Annotated in this window: 12 protein-coding genes; 5 read left to right on the forward strand and 7 right to left on the reverse strand. The window is 58.8% G+C overall.

What is annotated here, in order from left to right; translation table 11 throughout:
• A partial coding sequence (locus ABHR75_RS08420; protein ID WP_346964099.1) for a UDP-glucose--hexose-1-phosphate uridylyltransferase occupies nt 1–1,143 on the reverse strand: 1,143 nt, incomplete at its 3' end.
• The gene (locus tag ABHR75_RS08425) at nt 1,134–2,339 is read right to left on the reverse strand and encodes a galactokinase (RefSeq protein ID WP_346964100.1); all 1,206 of its coding nucleotides are present in this window, start codon (nt 2,337–2,339) and stop codon (nt 1,134–1,136) included. The genes ABHR75_RS08425 and ABHR75_RS08420, both read right to left, overlap by 10 nt.
• A 383-nt stretch (nt 2,340–2,722) precedes the next feature.
• Here ABHR75_RS08425 and ABHR75_RS08430 point away from each other — a divergent pair, with 383 nt between their 5' ends.
• Nucleotides 2,723–3,709, forward strand: a complete 987-nt coding sequence (locus tag ABHR75_RS08430; protein ID WP_052044120.1) for a LacI family DNA-binding transcriptional regulator — start codon at nt 2,723–2,725, stop codon at nt 3,707–3,709.
• Between the two features lie 129 nt (nt 3,710–3,838).
• The gene (locus ABHR75_RS08435) at nt 3,839–4,999 is read left to right on the forward strand and encodes an FprA family A-type flavoprotein (RefSeq protein ID WP_346964101.1); all 1,161 of its coding nucleotides are present in this window, start codon (nt 3,839–3,841) and stop codon (nt 4,997–4,999) included.
• Nucleotides 5,000–5,073: 74 nt separating this feature from the next.
• Here the strand turns inward: ABHR75_RS08435 and ABHR75_RS08440 are convergent, their stop codons facing one another.
• Nucleotides 5,074–5,877, reverse strand: a complete 804-nt coding sequence (locus ABHR75_RS08440) for a DeoR/GlpR family DNA-binding transcription regulator (RefSeq protein ID WP_346964102.1) — start codon at nt 5,875–5,877, stop codon at nt 5,074–5,076.
• Between the two features lie 334 nt (nt 5,878–6,211).
• Between ABHR75_RS08440 and ABHR75_RS08445 the strand changes: the two genes are divergently transcribed.
• On the forward strand, nt 6,212–7,069 hold the full coding sequence (locus tag ABHR75_RS08445) for a class II fructose-bisphosphate aldolase (protein WP_022095149.1): 858 nt from the start codon (nt 6,212–6,214) through the stop codon (nt 7,067–7,069).
• A 224-nt stretch (nt 7,070–7,293) separates the two neighbouring features.
• On the opposite strand, the gene ABHR75_RS08450 is transcribed toward ABHR75_RS08445, so the two are convergent.
• The 3 genes from ABHR75_RS08450 to vsr form a co-directional block, all read right to left on the reverse strand.
• Nucleotides 7,294–7,917 (reverse strand): HAD family hydrolase, encoded by a 624-nt coding sequence (locus ABHR75_RS08450; RefSeq protein WP_346964103.1) that lies wholly within the window; start codon nt 7,915–7,917, stop codon nt 7,294–7,296.
• A 56-nt stretch (nt 7,918–7,973) separates the two neighbouring features.
• The gene (locus tag ABHR75_RS08455) at nt 7,974–8,903 is read right to left on the reverse strand and encodes an AraC family transcriptional regulator (protein ID WP_158566328.1); all 930 of its coding nucleotides are present in this window, start codon (nt 8,901–8,903) and stop codon (nt 7,974–7,976) included.
• A gap of 498 nt (nt 8,904–9,401) precedes the next feature.
• Entirely contained in the window at nt 9,402–10,388 is a 987-nt protein-coding gene (gene vsr, locus ABHR75_RS08460) for a DNA mismatch endonuclease Vsr (RefSeq protein WP_346964104.1), read from the reverse strand.
• 148 nt (nt 10,389–10,536) lie between these two features.
• Here vsr and ABHR75_RS08465 point away from each other — a divergent pair, with 148 nt between their 5' ends.
• Both ABHR75_RS08465 and ABHR75_RS08470 read left to right on the forward strand, forming a co-directional pair.
• A complete protein-coding gene (locus ABHR75_RS08465; protein ID WP_006234847.1) occupies nt 10,537–11,322 on the forward strand; it encodes an ABC transporter ATP-binding protein in 786 nt (261 codons plus the stop codon).
• Entirely contained in the window at nt 11,312–13,513 is a 2,202-nt protein-coding gene (locus ABHR75_RS08470) for an ABC transporter permease (RefSeq protein WP_346964105.1), read from the forward strand. Before ABHR75_RS08465 ends, ABHR75_RS08470 begins: the two co-directional genes overlap by 11 nt.
• A gap of 585 nt (nt 13,514–14,098) precedes the next feature.
• Here ABHR75_RS08470 and ABHR75_RS08475 read toward each other — a convergent pair.
• Nucleotides 14,099–15,130, reverse strand: a complete 1,032-nt coding sequence (locus tag ABHR75_RS08475) for a 3-deoxy-7-phosphoheptulonate synthase (RefSeq protein WP_346964106.1) — start codon at nt 15,128–15,130, stop codon at nt 14,099–14,101.
• Between the last annotated feature and the right edge of the window lie 402 nt (nt 15,131–15,532).

The following is a 15,532-nucleotide window of genomic DNA, read 5'->3' on the forward strand; positions in this document are numbered from 1 at the left end:
CACAGTGTTGTGCGCCACGCCGTCGGCTGTGTGCGCGATGACGCCCACCGACTCATCGGTCCACTCGCGCCAGGCGAGGATAATCTTCTCGGCAGCGTCGAGCAGCTGAGCGCGGTCATGCGAGCGCAGGCGCAGCACCGAGAGCGGCCACCGCAGCACGGTACCGCTGACCTGGTCAAAACCGGGTACGCTAAACTGCGAGACCTCGGCGGCGTGCATCATGGGGAACTCGTGCGCGCCGCCCTGGAAGTGGTCGTGCGACAGAATCGAGCCGCCCACGATGGGCAGGTCGGCGTTGGAGCCAATAAAGTAGTGCGGGAACAGGTCGACAAAGTCGAGCAGGCAGGTCAGGCCCTTGCGGTCCACGTGCATCGGGCGATGCTCGGAGCTCATAGCAATGCAGTGTTCGTTAAAATACGCATACGGGCTGTACTGGAAACCCCAGCGCTCGCCGTCGAGCTGGATGGGGATAATGCGCAGGTTCTGGCGGGCGGGGTGAGCGCCGCCGTCGGCTGCGGCGGAGCGTCCGGGGTAGCCCTCGTTTTCGATGCAGAGCTGACAGGCGGGATACTTCTCGCCTGTGTTTTTGGCGGCACCGGCCGCGGCAATATCGCGCGGGTCCTTTTCGGGCTTTGACAGGTTGATGGTGATCTCCAGGTCACCCCAGTTGGTGGAAGTGCTCCATTTGATGTTGCGCGCGATGGCGGCGCGGCGCACGTAACCGGCGTCACAGCACAGGCCGTAGAACCAGTCGGTCGCGGCGCGGGGCTCGTTGACGCCCATGCGGCCGTTGAATTCCTCGTTTACAACCGAAGGCCTCGGCATCAGCACGCCCATGATGCGCATGGCGATGCGGTCGCGGCCCGATGCCGTGTCCTCGGCGGCACCGTTGACAACGGCGGCCTCGGAAAGCGCGGCAAGCGTGCCCTCCAGGTCAAAATTGGGGAGTGTATCGGGGTGCAAGAACGAGAGTTTCTCGACCTGGAGCGCCCAGGCCATGTCGAGCGCCGGACCCGTGGCGCCGATGCACTCGAGAATGGTGTTGTAGGCCCAGATGCGATCGTCCTGGCCGATCATCGATCGATGGATGGCATACTCAATCAAGCCCTGCGCAGCCTCGCGCACGTCGGTCATTACAGCCATGCCGCGTAAGCCCCCTTGTCAGTAATTGCGTAGTGGCGGGCAGAGCCTTCGCCCAGCCAGCTGTTCATCTTGGTGATAAAGGTGTCGACCAGGTCGAGCGGCACGAAGGCCTGGATGGTGCCACCAAAGCCGCCACCGTGGATACGGACGGCGCCACGGCCGTCGAGCACGTGCTCGGCAAGAGCAAGCGCGTACATGGAAGGCTGCTCGGCACCCAGTTTGGCGACGACATTCTGCAGGTACATGGCAGAGCTGGCGCCGGACTCGCGCGTGAGGACCAGGAACTGGTCGATGTCGCCGGCGTTGAGAGCTGCCCAGCGCTTGTCGACCAGGCCGTTCTCGTACCAGTAGTGAACGGCGCGCAGGCACGCGCGGTCACCCAGCTTGGCGCGCAGCTCGGGCAGCTTGGCATCAAAGTCGGCAACGTTGACTTCGCACAGGCGTGCCTTGCCAAACTCGGCGGCAACATCCTGCATCTCGCGCGGAACGGCGGCGTAGTCGTCGGTAGCGGCCACGTGGTCGGCACCGACCTTAACGAGCACGAGCGCATAGCCGTGATCCTCAAAGTTGAGCTCGAGCTTCTGGGTTTTAGGCTGAGCCTGGTCCTCAAAGTCCATGTAGGCAAGGCCGCCCAGGCACACAGCGGCCTGGTCCATCAGACCGCAGGGCTTGCCGTAGTAGTTGTTCTCGGTGCGCTGGCTCATCTGAGCGAGCGTGACGGGCTCAATGGCGGGCGCCCCCCAGAGCGTCTCCATGGCACGACCGTACGCGGCCTCGACGGCGGCAGAGCTGGAAAGGCCGCCGCCCGAGGGGACGGAGCAGGTGAAGGCGAAGTCGAAGCCTTTGGGCTCAACACCAAGCGCTGCGATTTCGTGGGCCATACCGCGCACGAGGCTTGCGGACGTGCCCTTCTCGGACTCCTGAACATCTAACGTGTCGAGTGCGATTTCAAACGTGGGGTAGCCCTCGTCGGCAACGCGGACCTTGTTGGAGTCGGTTGCCACGGCGATACCGTCAACGGCGACATCGAGCGAGCCGGCGATGACGTGGCCGCCCTCGTGGTCGGTGTGGTTGCCGCTGATCTCGGAACGGCCGGGCGCGTGCACGTAGAGCACCTGGCGGTCGCCGATGGGGCCAAACTCCTCCTCAAATAGCTTGGTGAGCGTGGCGAATGTCTTTTCGTCGGGGGTGGTCATGGGAGTCCTTTCCTTGGCGCGCGAGGGTGAGTTTTGCGTCGTTATGAGTACGTTAACAACTTGAAGCGGCATGAACCAAGTGTTCACGATACCGCACGTTACGGGCTATGTTAACGTACTCATAACACAACTCTTGTCACTTTTTGAGAATCTGGTAATCGGTAGAAATTCAGCCGTGAACGGTATTGCCGTATGGACTTATAAAGCAGAAGAGATGCGGATTGAAAAAGTAGAGTACGTTAACATGCGTCCGACGATAGCGGGCCTCGGCGCGGGCTAAACTCCTGCCCGGGCCGGCATTCACGCTATTCAGATCTCGCAAGGGTGAAGGTGATCCTGTGGCAAGGCGCCCGTCCAACGATACCAGTTCGCGTCCGGTCTCCATGGCCGACGTCGCCCGCGCTGCCGGCGTTTCGCAGCAGACGGTTTCGCGCGTCGCCAACGGCTTGCCTAACGTTAACGAGCAGACGCGCCAGCGCGTACAGGCCGCTATGCAAAAGCTCGGCTTTCGTCCGAGTTATGCCGGTCGCTCGCTGCGCGACGGCCGTTATCATTCGGTCGGCCTGTGCGTCAACGATGTCACCAAGTTCGGCAACCTCTCAATGATCGACGGCATCGCCAGCGCTGCTCGCGAGCATAATTGCGCCATCACGCTGGTCGAGATGTCCAAGACCGAGGAGTTTTCGCTTGCCGAGGCCACGCGTCGTATGGCCGCATTGCCGGTGGACGGCATCATCATCGGTATGAGTCGCATGGCGCCCGATTTTGAGACGTTTGATCCACTGCCGGGCATTGGCACGGTCATCGTTACCATGTACGCGCACCCGCGGGTGACCACGGTCGATTCCGACCATTACGGCTGCTCGCTATTGCTTATGGATCACCTGTTTGAGCTAGGGCACGAGCAGATTCGCTATATTGGCGGCCCGTCATTCTCGGTCGACGAGCAATTTCGTCGCGCCGGTTGGCAGGATGCACTCGAGCGTAAACACATCGAGCCGGCAGAGCCGCTCGAGGGCGACTGGTCTGCCAACAGCGGCTACGAGGCCGGCAGGTACCTGGCCGAGCACGATCGCACCATGACGGCGATTTACGCGGCAAACGACCAGATGGCAAATGGCGCGATTGCAGCGCTGCGCGATAGCGGTCTGCGCGTGCCCGAGGACGTGAGCGTGGTGGGCGTCGACGATTCGCTCGATGATTTTGTGGCACACAACGAGCTCACGACCGTTCGATTCGATTTGCATCAGCGTGGACGCGAGGTGTTCGAGCACGCGGTTCCCAAGGCGGGGGCAACGGACAAAACCGTTGCCATTCGTATTCCCGGCCAGCTTATCGTTCGACATACCACGGCAGCTCCGCGCACATAGTTTTTGCAGGTCAATGGCGATATATTCCGCCTCAATAACAATCGATAAGGATGCTGGCAGATAGCCGTGGCTATGAAGACGAGTGCTATGATAGACGGGCTCTTTTGTCTATCTAGGAGGCTTTGCCTGATGGAGATCACCAAGGATATCCGCTACATTGGCGTCGACGATCACGACATTGACCTGTTTGAGGGCCAGTACGACGTGTCCGAGAACGGTATGGCATACAACAGCTACGTTATCTTGGGCGACAAGATCGCCGTCGCCGATTCGGTTGACGCTGACTTTGTCGACGAGTGGCTCGGCAACCTCGAGGCCGTGCTCGATGGCCGTACGCCCGACTACCTGGTCGTCCATCACATGGAGCCCGATCACTCTGCTGGCATCGCCGCCTTTATGGAGCGCTATCCCCAGGCCCAGATTGTGGCTAGCATGGGCGCCTTCCGCATGATGGTCAACTACTTTGGCACCGACTACCCCGAGCGCAAGATGGTCGTCAAAGAGGGCGACGTGCTCGACCTGGGTGGTCACAGCCTGACCTTTGTCGGCGCCCCCAACGTTCACTGGCCCGAGGTGATCTTCTCCTACGAGTCCACCGACAAGGTGCTCTTTAGTGCCGACGGCTTTGGCAAGTTTGGCGCCAACGACATCGAGGACCCCGAGGGCTGGGCCTGCGAGGCTCGCCGCTACTACTTTGGCATCGTCGGTAAGTTCGGCAAGTTCGTGCAGGCCGTCCTCAAGAAGGCCGCCGACCTGGACATCCAGATTATCTGCCCGCTCCACGGCCCCGTGCTGACCGAGAACCTGGGCTACTACCTCGACACCTATAACACCTGGTCGAGCTATCAGCCCGAGGACGAGGGTATCACGATTGCCTATGCGAGCGTGTACGGGCATCTGAAGGCTGCCGTCGAGGAGCTCGCATCTGCGCTTGAGGCTCGCGGCCAGAAGGTCTCCGTCTTTGACCTGGCTCGTGACGACATGGCCGAGGCCGTTGAGGATGCGTTCCGCTACGACCGTCTGGTGCTCGCCTCCATCACCTATCAGGGCGAGATCTTCCCGTGCATGAGCACCTTCATCCATACGCTCGCCGAGCACGCCTACCAGAACCGTACGGTGGCACTCGTCGAGGCCGGCTCCTGGGCGCCCGCTGCCGCCAAGGTTATGACCAAGGAGCTCGAGGGTATGAAGGACATCACCCTGACGCAGAACAAGGTGACTGTGCTGGGTTCGCTCAACGACGCCTCGCGCGCTCAGATCGAAGCCCTCGCCGACGAGCTTTCCAAGTAGCGACACGTTCACTTTTGACGCTCAACCATCACAACCACCACAAAGGGGACAGGCACCTTTGTGGTGGTTTTTGTTTAAGCGCCGGCGATGATGAGATTTGGGTGGGCGTCGTCAACGATCTCGGCGATTGAGGTGGCGACGGCATGATCGGGGTCACGGTCCATCACGATGGTGTCGACATCGGTCAGCTCGGCAAAGCGGTACATGCCGCGTCCGTTAACCTTGCTGGCGTCCATGAGGGCGACGCTTTGATGGGCTGCGGCGATCATAGCCGTTTTGGTCTCGGCCATCTGCGGAAAGTCGGTCGTAAAGCCGCAGCCGGGAACAAAAGCGCCAGGGCACATGACGGCCAGATCGGCATGGACCATTTGGAGCGCCTGCATGGTAAGTGGACCGTACAGATAACGATGGCCTTTGCGCAGCGCCCCGCCCAGCATGACGACATCGACCGAGGGCATGCTCTCGTCGATATAATCGGCGATGGTAATGTCGGCCGTGATAACGGTGATGCCGTTGCGCTGATCGAGGAGCCGGACGAACTCGAGCGCCGTGGTGCCCGAGTCGACGAGCAGCGTGTCGCCGTCATTGACGAGCTCGATGGCGCTTTGTGCGATGGCTTGTTTGGCGGCGACATTGACGTTGATGCGGCGATCCTGCGTGGAAACGGTAAGGCGTTTATGGAGCGATACAGCGCCGCCATGCGTGCGGCGCAGCTTGCCGGACTCCGCGAGCGCATCCAGGTCGGCGCGGGCGGTAACGGAGGACACGCCAAAGGTCTGGGCGATTTCTGCTACCTGCACCGAGGCATTATGCTCAAGCATTTCCATGATGGCGGCACGACGCTCATCGGCGAAGGCTCGGGTTGTTGCGTGGGCCATAGCTGCTCCATTCTCGGCCAAATTTGCAGGAATTGTGTTGACTCTATTTTCGTTCATTTTCTTTTTGAGTAAGAAAACACCTTTCGATTACTTATCTTTTCTATAAAAGAAAGACGCTGAACGCCTATAATTCAATATCGAACACGCCCACTCGGTTCCAATTCCTTCCGTTTACTTTTCAAAAACGACGGTATTGACCTGCATGGGCTCAATATCTCGCACGTGTAAAGCCGCTGAATTTCATACAATGAGCGCAGCAAAACGCAAGGTAAAACGCCTTGTGAACAACTACGCCCGATGTCCAGATGCGGGCGAGGGAGAGGAGCAAACGCTCATGGCACTTGTTACCACCGAAAAGATGCTCAAGGACGCTCAGGCCGGCCACTACGCCGTCGGCGCGTTCAACGTCGAGAACCTCGAGTTTGTTATGGCCGTTCTGGCCGCTGCCGAGGAGACCAAGTCCCCCGTCATCATGCAGACCACCCCGGGCACCATCAAGACCGCTGGTCTGGACTACTTCTACGGCATGGTCAAGGCTGCCGCCGAGCGCGCTTCCGTGCCCGTCGCTCTGCACCTCGATCACGGCGATGGCTATGACCGCTGCATGCAGGCTTTCCGCACGGGCTACACCTCTGTCATGATCGACGGCTCGCACGAGTCCTTCGAGGACAACATCGCTCTGACCAAGTCCGTCGCCGACGCTGGCCGCGCCATGGGCGTGCCCGTCGAGGCTGAGCTTGGTAAGGTTGGCGGCAAGGAGGACGACGGTCCCGCGGTTGAGGGCGAGAGCCCCTACACCGATCCTGCTGAGGCCAAGGAGTTCGTCGAGCGTACCGGCTGCACTTCCCTCGCTATTGGTGTTGGCACCAGCCACGGTGTGTACACGAGCGATCCGCACATCGAGCAGTCCGTGGTCAAGGCCATCCGCGACGCCGTCGACGTGCCGCTGGTTCTGCACGGCACCTCCGGTGTGCCCGATGAGCAGGTCGCCGAGGCCGTGAAGAACGGCATCTGCAAGGTTAACTACGCCACCGAGCTGCGTCAGGCCTACACCAAGGGCTTCATGGCCTACATGGCCGAGAACCCCGCCTGCTTCGACCCCAAGAAGCCGGCCAAGGAGGGCATGCGTGAGATCACCGAGCTGGTTAAGATCCGCATGACCAACCTCAACTCTGTGGGCAAAGCAGAGTAACAGCAAGGGTACTCTGATCCCACCGGACGGTTTGGGCGGGTCCCGTACTTAGTTTCCAAAACGTCCTCGCGCATGAAGGCCCCCGTTGTCTCGCTTCTTCGAAGCGTTGACAACGGGGGCCTTCGCGCTGCGGAATAATTTTGGAAACTAAGTACGGGACCCGCCCAAACCGTCCTGCTCAATCGCCCTTGTGGCGTTGGGGCTAAAAGGGTGGGACGCGTGGGTTATTTGGTTGTTAGGGTTAGCAGGTCGTTGGGGGTTTTGAGGTTGTAGGTGGCGTTTGGGATGTCTTGGTGTGATCCCCATGCTGCTCGGGCAAAACTGACCCCTGCCGAAGTTGCGCATTGTTCGTCGTAGACGGTGTCGCCAACGTAGACGACGTTGCCAGGATTCGCGCCCGTACGCCGGAGATATTCGAGCATGGGAGCGGGTGCGGGTTTATGTTCGGTTGTGTCTTCGACAAGGATGATGTGCTCAAAATACTTATCGAAGCCAAGGGGTGCAATTTCTTCTGCGTATTCGTCGCGCGCACGTGAGGAGACGATGCCAAGTTTGCAGCCGCTATCGGCGAGTGTTGCGATGACTTCAAGCAAACCTGGAAACACGCTGATGGTGCTTTTAAAGCTGGCGGCAACTTGGCACCAGCGATCCAACGTTGCCTGCGAGTAGATTCCAAGTTTCTCAAGGGCATCCTTGCCGGGTATGCCGAGGGCAAATTCAAGCTCGTGTCGGGGGAGCGTTTTGCCGGTCTCTTCTTGGACAATCTGGACAAGCGATGATAGAACGCTTTCTTCTGTATCTGCCAATGTCCCATCAACGTCAAATACGATATGGTCAAAGTGCTTCATATGATTGCTCCTCTCTGTTGTTTGCCTGCAAGTTTGATGCAGTGACAGAAGAAGGGCTAGCGGGATTTCTGCCTGGTGCTATCGAGATTCTGCCTCGCTGCTCGATAGCTCGAAGGAGTGCATCCCATTTGTTCTTTAAATACCTGGCCAAGATGGCTTGCTGTCGCAAAGCCGCATTGGCGCGCGACTGTCTGGACCGTTCGCGTGGTGTGTGCCAAAAGTTCGCAAGCACGGTTTACGCGGTATGCGCGCAGATATGCCGCCGGGGTCGTTCCTGCGCAAGCTTCGATAATGCGGTAACACTCTCTTTCGCTTACGCCGGCTGCAGATGCCATCTGGGGCACATCTATAGCGGCTGCATAGTTTGCGCGGATATAGTCCAGGATTGCCTTGAACTGTACGTCGCGGTTGGTCATCCAAGAGGCGTTGTCGGAGGAAAAGAGCGGTTCGGCCTTGGCGTAAATCTGAATCCAGAGCTCTGACAAGCTATTCCGAAGCGCCATCTCGTTCTGCGGCCGTTGAAGGTCGTGGTTAAAGGAACTCTTTAGCAAATCGATAAAGGGCATATCGTCGGGGTTGGTGGGCGACCATTTGAGCACATCGACGCCTCGACATTGCAGCAAAGGATTGATATAGCGCTTTTGAAGGCGTCCCGCGGGATCGCCGAGCATCGACGGCTGAAAGATATGCAGCATTTGAATGGCTGGCGCCGAATTGGGCGATTGCAGCGTGCTGTGCAAAACGCCGCCGTTGATAAAGCCGGCGGACCCTTCCTCAAAGCGTACGTGCTCATGAGCCGCGCGCGTTCGATAGTCAATCGCTCCCTGCTCCATGTAGAAAAGCTCAACTTCGGAATGCCAGTGCCAGGGGACGGAATTGCCCGGATAGCGAGCGAATTCTGCGCGTTCGGCAATATAGGGCCAGTCTTCGGCGGTCTCGGGAAACGCTTCCTCGCGTCCTCCGCGGTGCAATTCTATGTGATCCATGTTTCGCATGGCATCAGTATAAAGCGCGATGGGCTTAGATTGCTCTTGCCTGTTCGGGGAACGCCTTGTCTAGGGATGCTTGGAGCTTTTCGAAGGATGTCTGCAGGTTGAGGTGTTGGTCTGCAGAGCGTTTGGGTTTGGGAGTTGGGGAGTCGAGGAGGCCGTTTCTCTGTGTCGGGGGGAAGGAGAAAAGGTTTGCATGTTTTAGGGATGGCTGCTGTGCTGCGTCATTGGAAGAATGCATGCTTATGCGGCCTCCTCGATGTCCACCAAAAGATTGCGCTCGGGGTATGCTGCTAGGTCCCGTGCGTTGGCAGTATTATGCCGCGGCTGCTGCAAAGAAGCGCTAAAGAAAGGCTTAACCTGGTTTGGTTTTACGATGAAACTGCAGGTCAGAGGTATTGAGTAACACTCTTGAAAGGTTTTGAGCTTAAGGGCTTTCTAAGGTTTGTGGTGCGGATGTGGCTCGCCTGTGTGGGGCGTGTGGACGGCTCGTTCCTAGCGCTGCGGTGCGGCGGCGCGTACTTGTTCGATGACCTTTTCCATCGTGGCGTCGATGCGGTCCTTTTTGAGTTCGCATTCCCAGATGGTTATGGGCGTCCAGCCCATTTCGGTGAGCGCTGCCACGGCGGCACGGTCGCGCTCGACGTTGCGGCGGAACTTTGCCTCCCAAAACTCGACATTGCGCTTGGGCTGACTTGGGTTGCATTTGGGGCAGCGGTGCCAAAAGCAGCCGTTGACGAAGATGGCGATCTTGCGGCCGGGGAAGGCGATGTCGGGCTTGCCGGGAACCTTCCATTCCAAGCGGTAACCCGTAAGGCCCGCTGCGCGCAGGTGCTGTCGTACGAGCAGCTCGGGCTTGGTGTTGGCGCGCTTGTTACCCTTCATGGACTTTTTTATAGCGGCACGACGGCGCACGAGCTCACGCTCGTCAGCGGAGAGGTCCGAGGTATCGATGCCGTCGAGCAGACCGGGCTTGGGACGCTTTTTGCTGCGGCGCTTAGGTGCGCGCTTGGGTTTGGCGGCAGATTCGTCGGCCGTGGTAGCCTCGGCATCGTTGGCGACGTTAGCCTCAAGCCGATCTTCCTTTAACTCAATCAGAGTATCAATGAGCCCCTTGTCGGCGGGCATCCATTCTACCGTGGCAAGCGAGGTGCGCGGAATCCAGCGGATATCGAGCTGGCGGTCGTGCTTCTGAGGCTCATCGGATTCATCGGCGAGCGAGCAGTAGTAGCACTCCATGGAGAGATGAAAATCGGGGTAGTCATACTCAACGGTATAGAAATCGCGCAGGTTGGTGACTTTTACCTGCAGCTCTTCCATGAGCTCACGGCGTACGGCGTCTTCGGGTGTCTCGCCGCGCATGAGTTTGCCACCGGGAAACTCCCAAAGTCCCTGCATGTCGCCGTAGCCGCGCTGCACGGCAAGCAGCTCGTCAGATCCTTCCTTGCGAATGATCCCAGCGGCAACATGAACAGTCTTCAACAGGAGTCCTCTCTCAACATCAACGCGTGGCAGGCTAGCTACCCGTACCTTACACAACGGTAAGGCAAGCGTAAGCCATATCGATGGTAGCCGACTCGTCTTCTTGCGACTATAGATGCCGTAGACTAATCGCAAGAAAGGACTCGGTATGCAAACCACGCACATGGCGACCCCGGTACTGGAGGTCGCGCATCTCGAAAAGGTATACGGCGCGTTGGGCAACGTGACCCGCGCGCTCAACGACGTCAGCTTTACCGTCAACCGCGGCGAATTCGTTGGCATCATGGGTGCTTCGGGCTCGGGCAAGTCGACGTTGCTCAACTGCGTCTCGACCATCGATAGCGCCACAAGTGGCACGATCCGCATCAACGGGCAGGACGTAACACGCATGAAGCAGGCTAAGCTTTCGCAGTTCCGCCGCGAGGAGCTTGGCTTTATCTTCCAGGACTCCAACCTGCTCGATACGCTCACGGCACGCGAGAACATCGCCCTGCCGCTCACCATCGCCCGCACAAACTCGGCAGAGATCTCGACCCGCGTGCAGGATGTGGCAGCGCGCCTGTCCATCAGTCAGGTACTCGACAAGTATCCCTACCAGATGTCCGGCGGTCAGCAGCAGCGCGTTGCCGCGGCTCGCGCGCTCGTCACCGACCCCACCATGATCATGGCCGACGAGCCCACCGGCGCCCTCGATTCCAAGAGCGCTCGCCTGCTGCTCGAGAGCCTAGAGGCCCTCAATCGTCGCCTACGTGCCACCGTGCTCATGGTCACGCACGACAGCTTTGCCGCCAGCTACACGAGCCGTGTGCTGTTTATTCGCGACGGCAAGATCTTCACCGAGCTGCGCCGCGGCGACACCGACCGCCGAGAGTTCTTCGACCGCATTATGGAGGTCGTTGCCATGATGGGCGGTGAGGGCTCCGATGCTCTGTAAACTCGCTTGGGGCAACGTCCGCCGCGCCGGTCGCGACTACCTCGTCTACCTTTTGACGCTCACCCTGGGCGTCACGGTCTTCTATGCCTTTAACACCATCTCGATGCAGGTCGACATCGCCGGCATCGATGAAGAGGGCTTGGCGCAGGTTATGGGCAGCATACTCGGCGACCTGACGTACTTTTTGGCCGGTGTCATGGCCTTTTTGATGGTGTATGCCAATAACTTCATCATGAAACGCCGCAAGAAGGAGTTTGGCCTGTACCAGGTGCTCGGCATGGGGCGCGGGCGCGTCGCCACGATCATGGCGCTCGAGACCGTGATAGTATCGGTCGTGGCCTTTGTCGCCGGCATTGTGCTGGGCGTGGGACTCTCCCAGCTCATGACGTTCTTTACGGCCTCGCTCTTTAAGACACAGATCGCCAATTTCCACTTCTTTTTCTCGGTGCATGCGTTCAGCCTGACCCTTGCCTGCATGCTCGTAATGTTTGTGCTCACGCTACTGCTGAACCTTCGCGCCGTGCGTCGTACCAAACTCATCGAGCTTATAGGTGCCGAGCGTCGCAACGAGAGCATCAAGGCACGCAACCCCTGGATCGCGATTGCCATCTTTGCCGTGGGCGTGGTGCTTGTGGGCGTGGCCTATTACCGTCTGCTACGTGATGGGTTCCCGCTAACCGCGACGGACAGCAAGCTGCAAGAGGCCATGAACCAGTTTGGTATTACAACCGCTATGGTTACCGTGGGCACCTTTGCCCTGTTCTGGGGACTCTCGGGCATGCTCATCAAGCTGCTGCAGAGCCTGCGCGGCGTGTATTGGCGCGGCCTCAACATGTTTACCGTGCGCCAGCTTGCGGCCAAGGTCAACACGGTGTGCTTTTCGATGGGCGTCATCGCGATGCTCCTGTTTTTGGCCATTACCTCGGTGACGTGCGGTATGTCGATCGCCAACGTGATGAATGAGAATCTGGAGCGCTATACGCCGGCCGATATGTCGCAGACGTATATCTATTACACGCCCGAAACGCTCGACTACTACAAGGAGTATGTCAATCCGTCTGAGGCCGATCGCATGGTGCTGGCCGATGCAACGGTCGATTTATACGCTGCATGGCATGGCGAGCGCAAGTCGGCGGACAACAACGACGAGACCGGCAAGAAGGTCAATATCGCCGATGTTGCCGGTGAGCATGTGCAGATCGATTCGTATCTGAGTTACCCGCTTGGCGGCTCGGATCCTTCGGTGACTCCAAGTGAAATGTGCAAGGCCATGGGCGAAAAGCTTCCCAAGGCGCTCCAGGGGAGCAACGGCGATGCGACGGGTCTGTTTGTGACGCCGGCGAGCCAGTACAACAAACTGCGCCAGATGATGGGCGAGGAGCCGGTGAGCATTGGCCGCGACCAGTATCTGCTCACGTGTGATATGGGCGGTGAGCTGGGCGACCTGTACACCAAGTATATGGCTGGCGGCCATGCCCTTACCTTGGGCGGGCATACGCTCAAGCCCGCAACCGATAAGTCGGACGAGGACACGGCGGCCATCGCCAACTCGGCGATGAGCAGTAATCCGGGTACCGTCGTCGTTGCCGACGAGCTGTTGTCCCAGCTTAAGCTGCAGCCGTATTCCAGTAGCCTGCTCGTTAACTACAAACAGGGGATGGATACGACTGAGGCAGACGAGAGCATTAAATACACGGTGCTCGACAATCTGCTCGTTGACGGCAAGGAGCCGGGGTCGTGGGGAATCTTCATTACACGCTCCGAGATGTACACGCAGGCGGCGCAGATGAACGGCATGATTAGCTATTTGGCCATCTACATTGGCTTTGTACTGGTCGTTGCGTGCGCGGCGATACTGTCGATCCAGCAGCTCTCCAATGTGGCCGACGGCAGCCGCAGCTATCGTATGCTGGCACAGATCGGCTGTGACGACCGCCAGATCCGCCATTCGGTGATGGCGCAGCAAGCGGTATTCTTCCTGTTCCCGCTGGCAGTGGGGCTGGCTCACTCCTTTGTGGCGCTCAAGGTGATCATCGAGCTGGTGAGCACGTTCGGCAACATGAGCATAGGCGGCACCGTGGGCCTCACCTGCGCGATCTTCCTGGCAGCCTATGGTGGTTACTTCCTGGTGACCTACCTCATGAGCACCGGCATGGTACAAGCCGCCATCGCCACCCGCTACAGCGAGTAACAAGCGGGCAAAACCGTCGCAAAATTAGAGGCGTATGACCGCCGCGAAGGGACCAGGGGCCCTTTCGCGGCGGTTTTTGCCAATCTGGTGCGTCTCAGATACAAGTGAGTAGACTTTTTTGAACCTGCCGAGTACATCGCGACAAATGATCTATAAAACTGCAGGTCAGAGCTGTGGCGTTTTGGGGCGCGCTCGGCCTTCTGCAAAAAACCTACTCACTTGGTTTTTCTGCTAGAAGACCGCCACGAGGGAAGGCAACTCCCCCGGGTAGTCGTTGGGGACGTTCTTAAACGACTGGCCGTTGGGGACGTTCTTGTTTGACTAGTCAAGCAAGAACGTCCCCAACGGCCACCCAAGGAGTGTCCCAAACTGCCGGCAGAAAAGGAGCGTCCCTAACTGCCACATCCGGAGCAAGATAACGCCGCAGGTAGAGGACGGACAGCGAGCGGGTCGCATTTGAGACAAGGTGACGTGAAACGAAAGGGCGCTGACCTTCTGGTCGCGCCCTTGAAGTTGAACGTCAGATTGTCCAAATGCGGCCCGCGCAGCGTCGAGCCGTTACGGCGTTTGGTAAAACGCCGTAACCTACACCCGCTCCGCGATCTCGTGGATGAGGTAATCGGTCTTTTCCCAGCCCAGGCACGGGTCGGTGATCGACTTGCCAAAGACGCCGCCGTCGACCGGCTGGTTGCCATCCTCCAGGTAGGACTCGATCATAAAGCCCTTGACCAGCTTGGAGATGGACTCGTTGCGGCGGCAGCTGTCGAGCACCTCCTTGCAAATGCGATACTGCTCCAGCGGACGCTTGCCCGAGTTGTCGTGGTTGCAGTCGATGACCGCTGCCGGATTGGCATAGCCGGCATGCTCGGTATAGCGTTCGGCCAGGCGTTCCAGGTGTTCGTAGTGGTAGTTGGGGTAGGTGCGCCCATCGAGACCGATGTAGCCACGCATAACGGCGTGTGCGAGCGGATTGCCGTCGCACTCGACCTCCCAGTTGCGGAAGATGAAGCTCTGGTGCGCCTGCGCGGCGTAAATGGAGTTGAGCATAACGGTGGTAGAGCCGGCAGTGGGATTCTTCATGCCGACGGGTACCGAAATGCCGCTCGACACCAGGCGATGCTCCTGGTTCTCGACCGAGCGTGCGCCCACGGCAACATAGCTCAGCAGGTCAACGAGGTATTGGTAGTTGGACGGGTAGAGCATCTCATCGGCGGTGAAGAAGCCGGTCTCCTCGATGACGCGCAGGTGCATGTGGCGGATGGCCTTGACGCCCTCGAGCAGGTCGTCGGGAGCCTCGGGGTTGGGGTTGTGCAGAAGACCCTTGTAGCCGGTGCCCTTGGTGCGCGGCTTATTGGTGTAGACGCGCGGAATGATGATGAGCTTGTCCTTGACCTCTTCGGCGGTCTTGGCCAGTCGGTTCATATACTCGAGCACCGAATCCTCGCGGTCGGCAGAGCACGGGCCGATGATGAGCACCTTACGTGCGTCCTCGCCGGTAAAGACTTTGGCGACCTCGGCGTCAAATGCCTGCTTTTTGGCGGTAAGCTCGGCAGAAAGTGGCATTTCCTTGCGGATCTCCATGGGGATCGGCAGCCTGCGTTTGAATTCCATGGCCATAGGGGTCTCCTCAATCTATAGAAAGAGCAATAAGCGTATTGTCGATTGCTCGGCATTATCCGCTGTCGCACGCTAAAGTGCAAGCCCTTGTCACCCCGAAACCTACCAAAAAGGGACAGGTTTATTTTGGCAGGTTTTATCTGGGTAAACGTCGGCGGATGCCGGGAGGGAGCGGCGCCGCGCGGGACCCTAAGGTTGTTGTCGGCTCCCCAGGAAATACCCTGTGGGCAAAAAATGCCAAATATGAGTACGGTTGCTATCTTAGTATCATATTGCCTTCGCAAAATAATAGACATAACAGCAAAATATGTTCATTAACGTAAACACATATAAGTTCGCTATAGGGCTGTTTGATCAATTTAGGGACGCGTGTAGGTCGCGCGCGCAGACGTGGTGTAAGAG

This window comes from Collinsella aerofaciens, assembly GCF_039752955.1.
GTDB lineage: Bacteria > Actinomycetota > Coriobacteriia > Coriobacteriales > Coriobacteriaceae > Collinsella > Collinsella aerofaciens_BI.

Coding starts and splice junctions, on each gene's coding strand:
- ABHR75_RS08425 (WP_346964100.1), bottom strand. CDS start 2,339: ATGACCACCCCCGACGAAAAGACATTCGCCACGCTCACCAAGCTATTT.
- ABHR75_RS08435 (WP_346964101.1), top strand. CDS start 3,839: ATGGAGATCACCAAGGATATCCGCTACATTGGCGTCGACGATCACGAC.
- ABHR75_RS08445 (WP_022095149.1), top strand. CDS start 6,212: ATGGCACTTGTTACCACCGAAAAGATGCTCAAGGACGCTCAGGCCGGC.
- ABHR75_RS08475 (WP_346964106.1), bottom strand. CDS start 15,130: ATGGCCATGGAATTCAAACGCAGGCTGCCGATCCCCATGGAGATCCGC.
- ABHR75_RS08450 (WP_346964103.1), bottom strand. CDS start 7,917: ATGAAGCACTTTGACCATATCGTATTTGACGTTGATGGGACATTGGCA.
- ABHR75_RS08465 (WP_006234847.1), top strand. CDS start 10,537: ATGCAAACCACGCACATGGCGACCCCGGTACTGGAGGTCGCGCATCTC.
- ABHR75_RS08440 (WP_346964102.1), bottom strand. CDS start 5,877: ATGGCCCACGCAACAACCCGAGCCTTCGCCGATGAGCGTCGTGCCGCC.
- ABHR75_RS08470 (WP_346964105.1), top strand. CDS start 11,312: ATGCTCTGTAAACTCGCTTGGGGCAACGTCCGCCGCGCCGGTCGCGAC.
- ABHR75_RS08430 (WP_052044120.1), top strand. CDS start 2,723: ATGGCCGACGTCGCCCGCGCTGCCGGCGTTTCGCAGCAGACGGTTTCG.
- ABHR75_RS08455 (WP_158566328.1), bottom strand. CDS start 8,903: ATGGATCACATAGAATTGCACCGCGGAGGACGCGAGGAAGCGTTTCCC.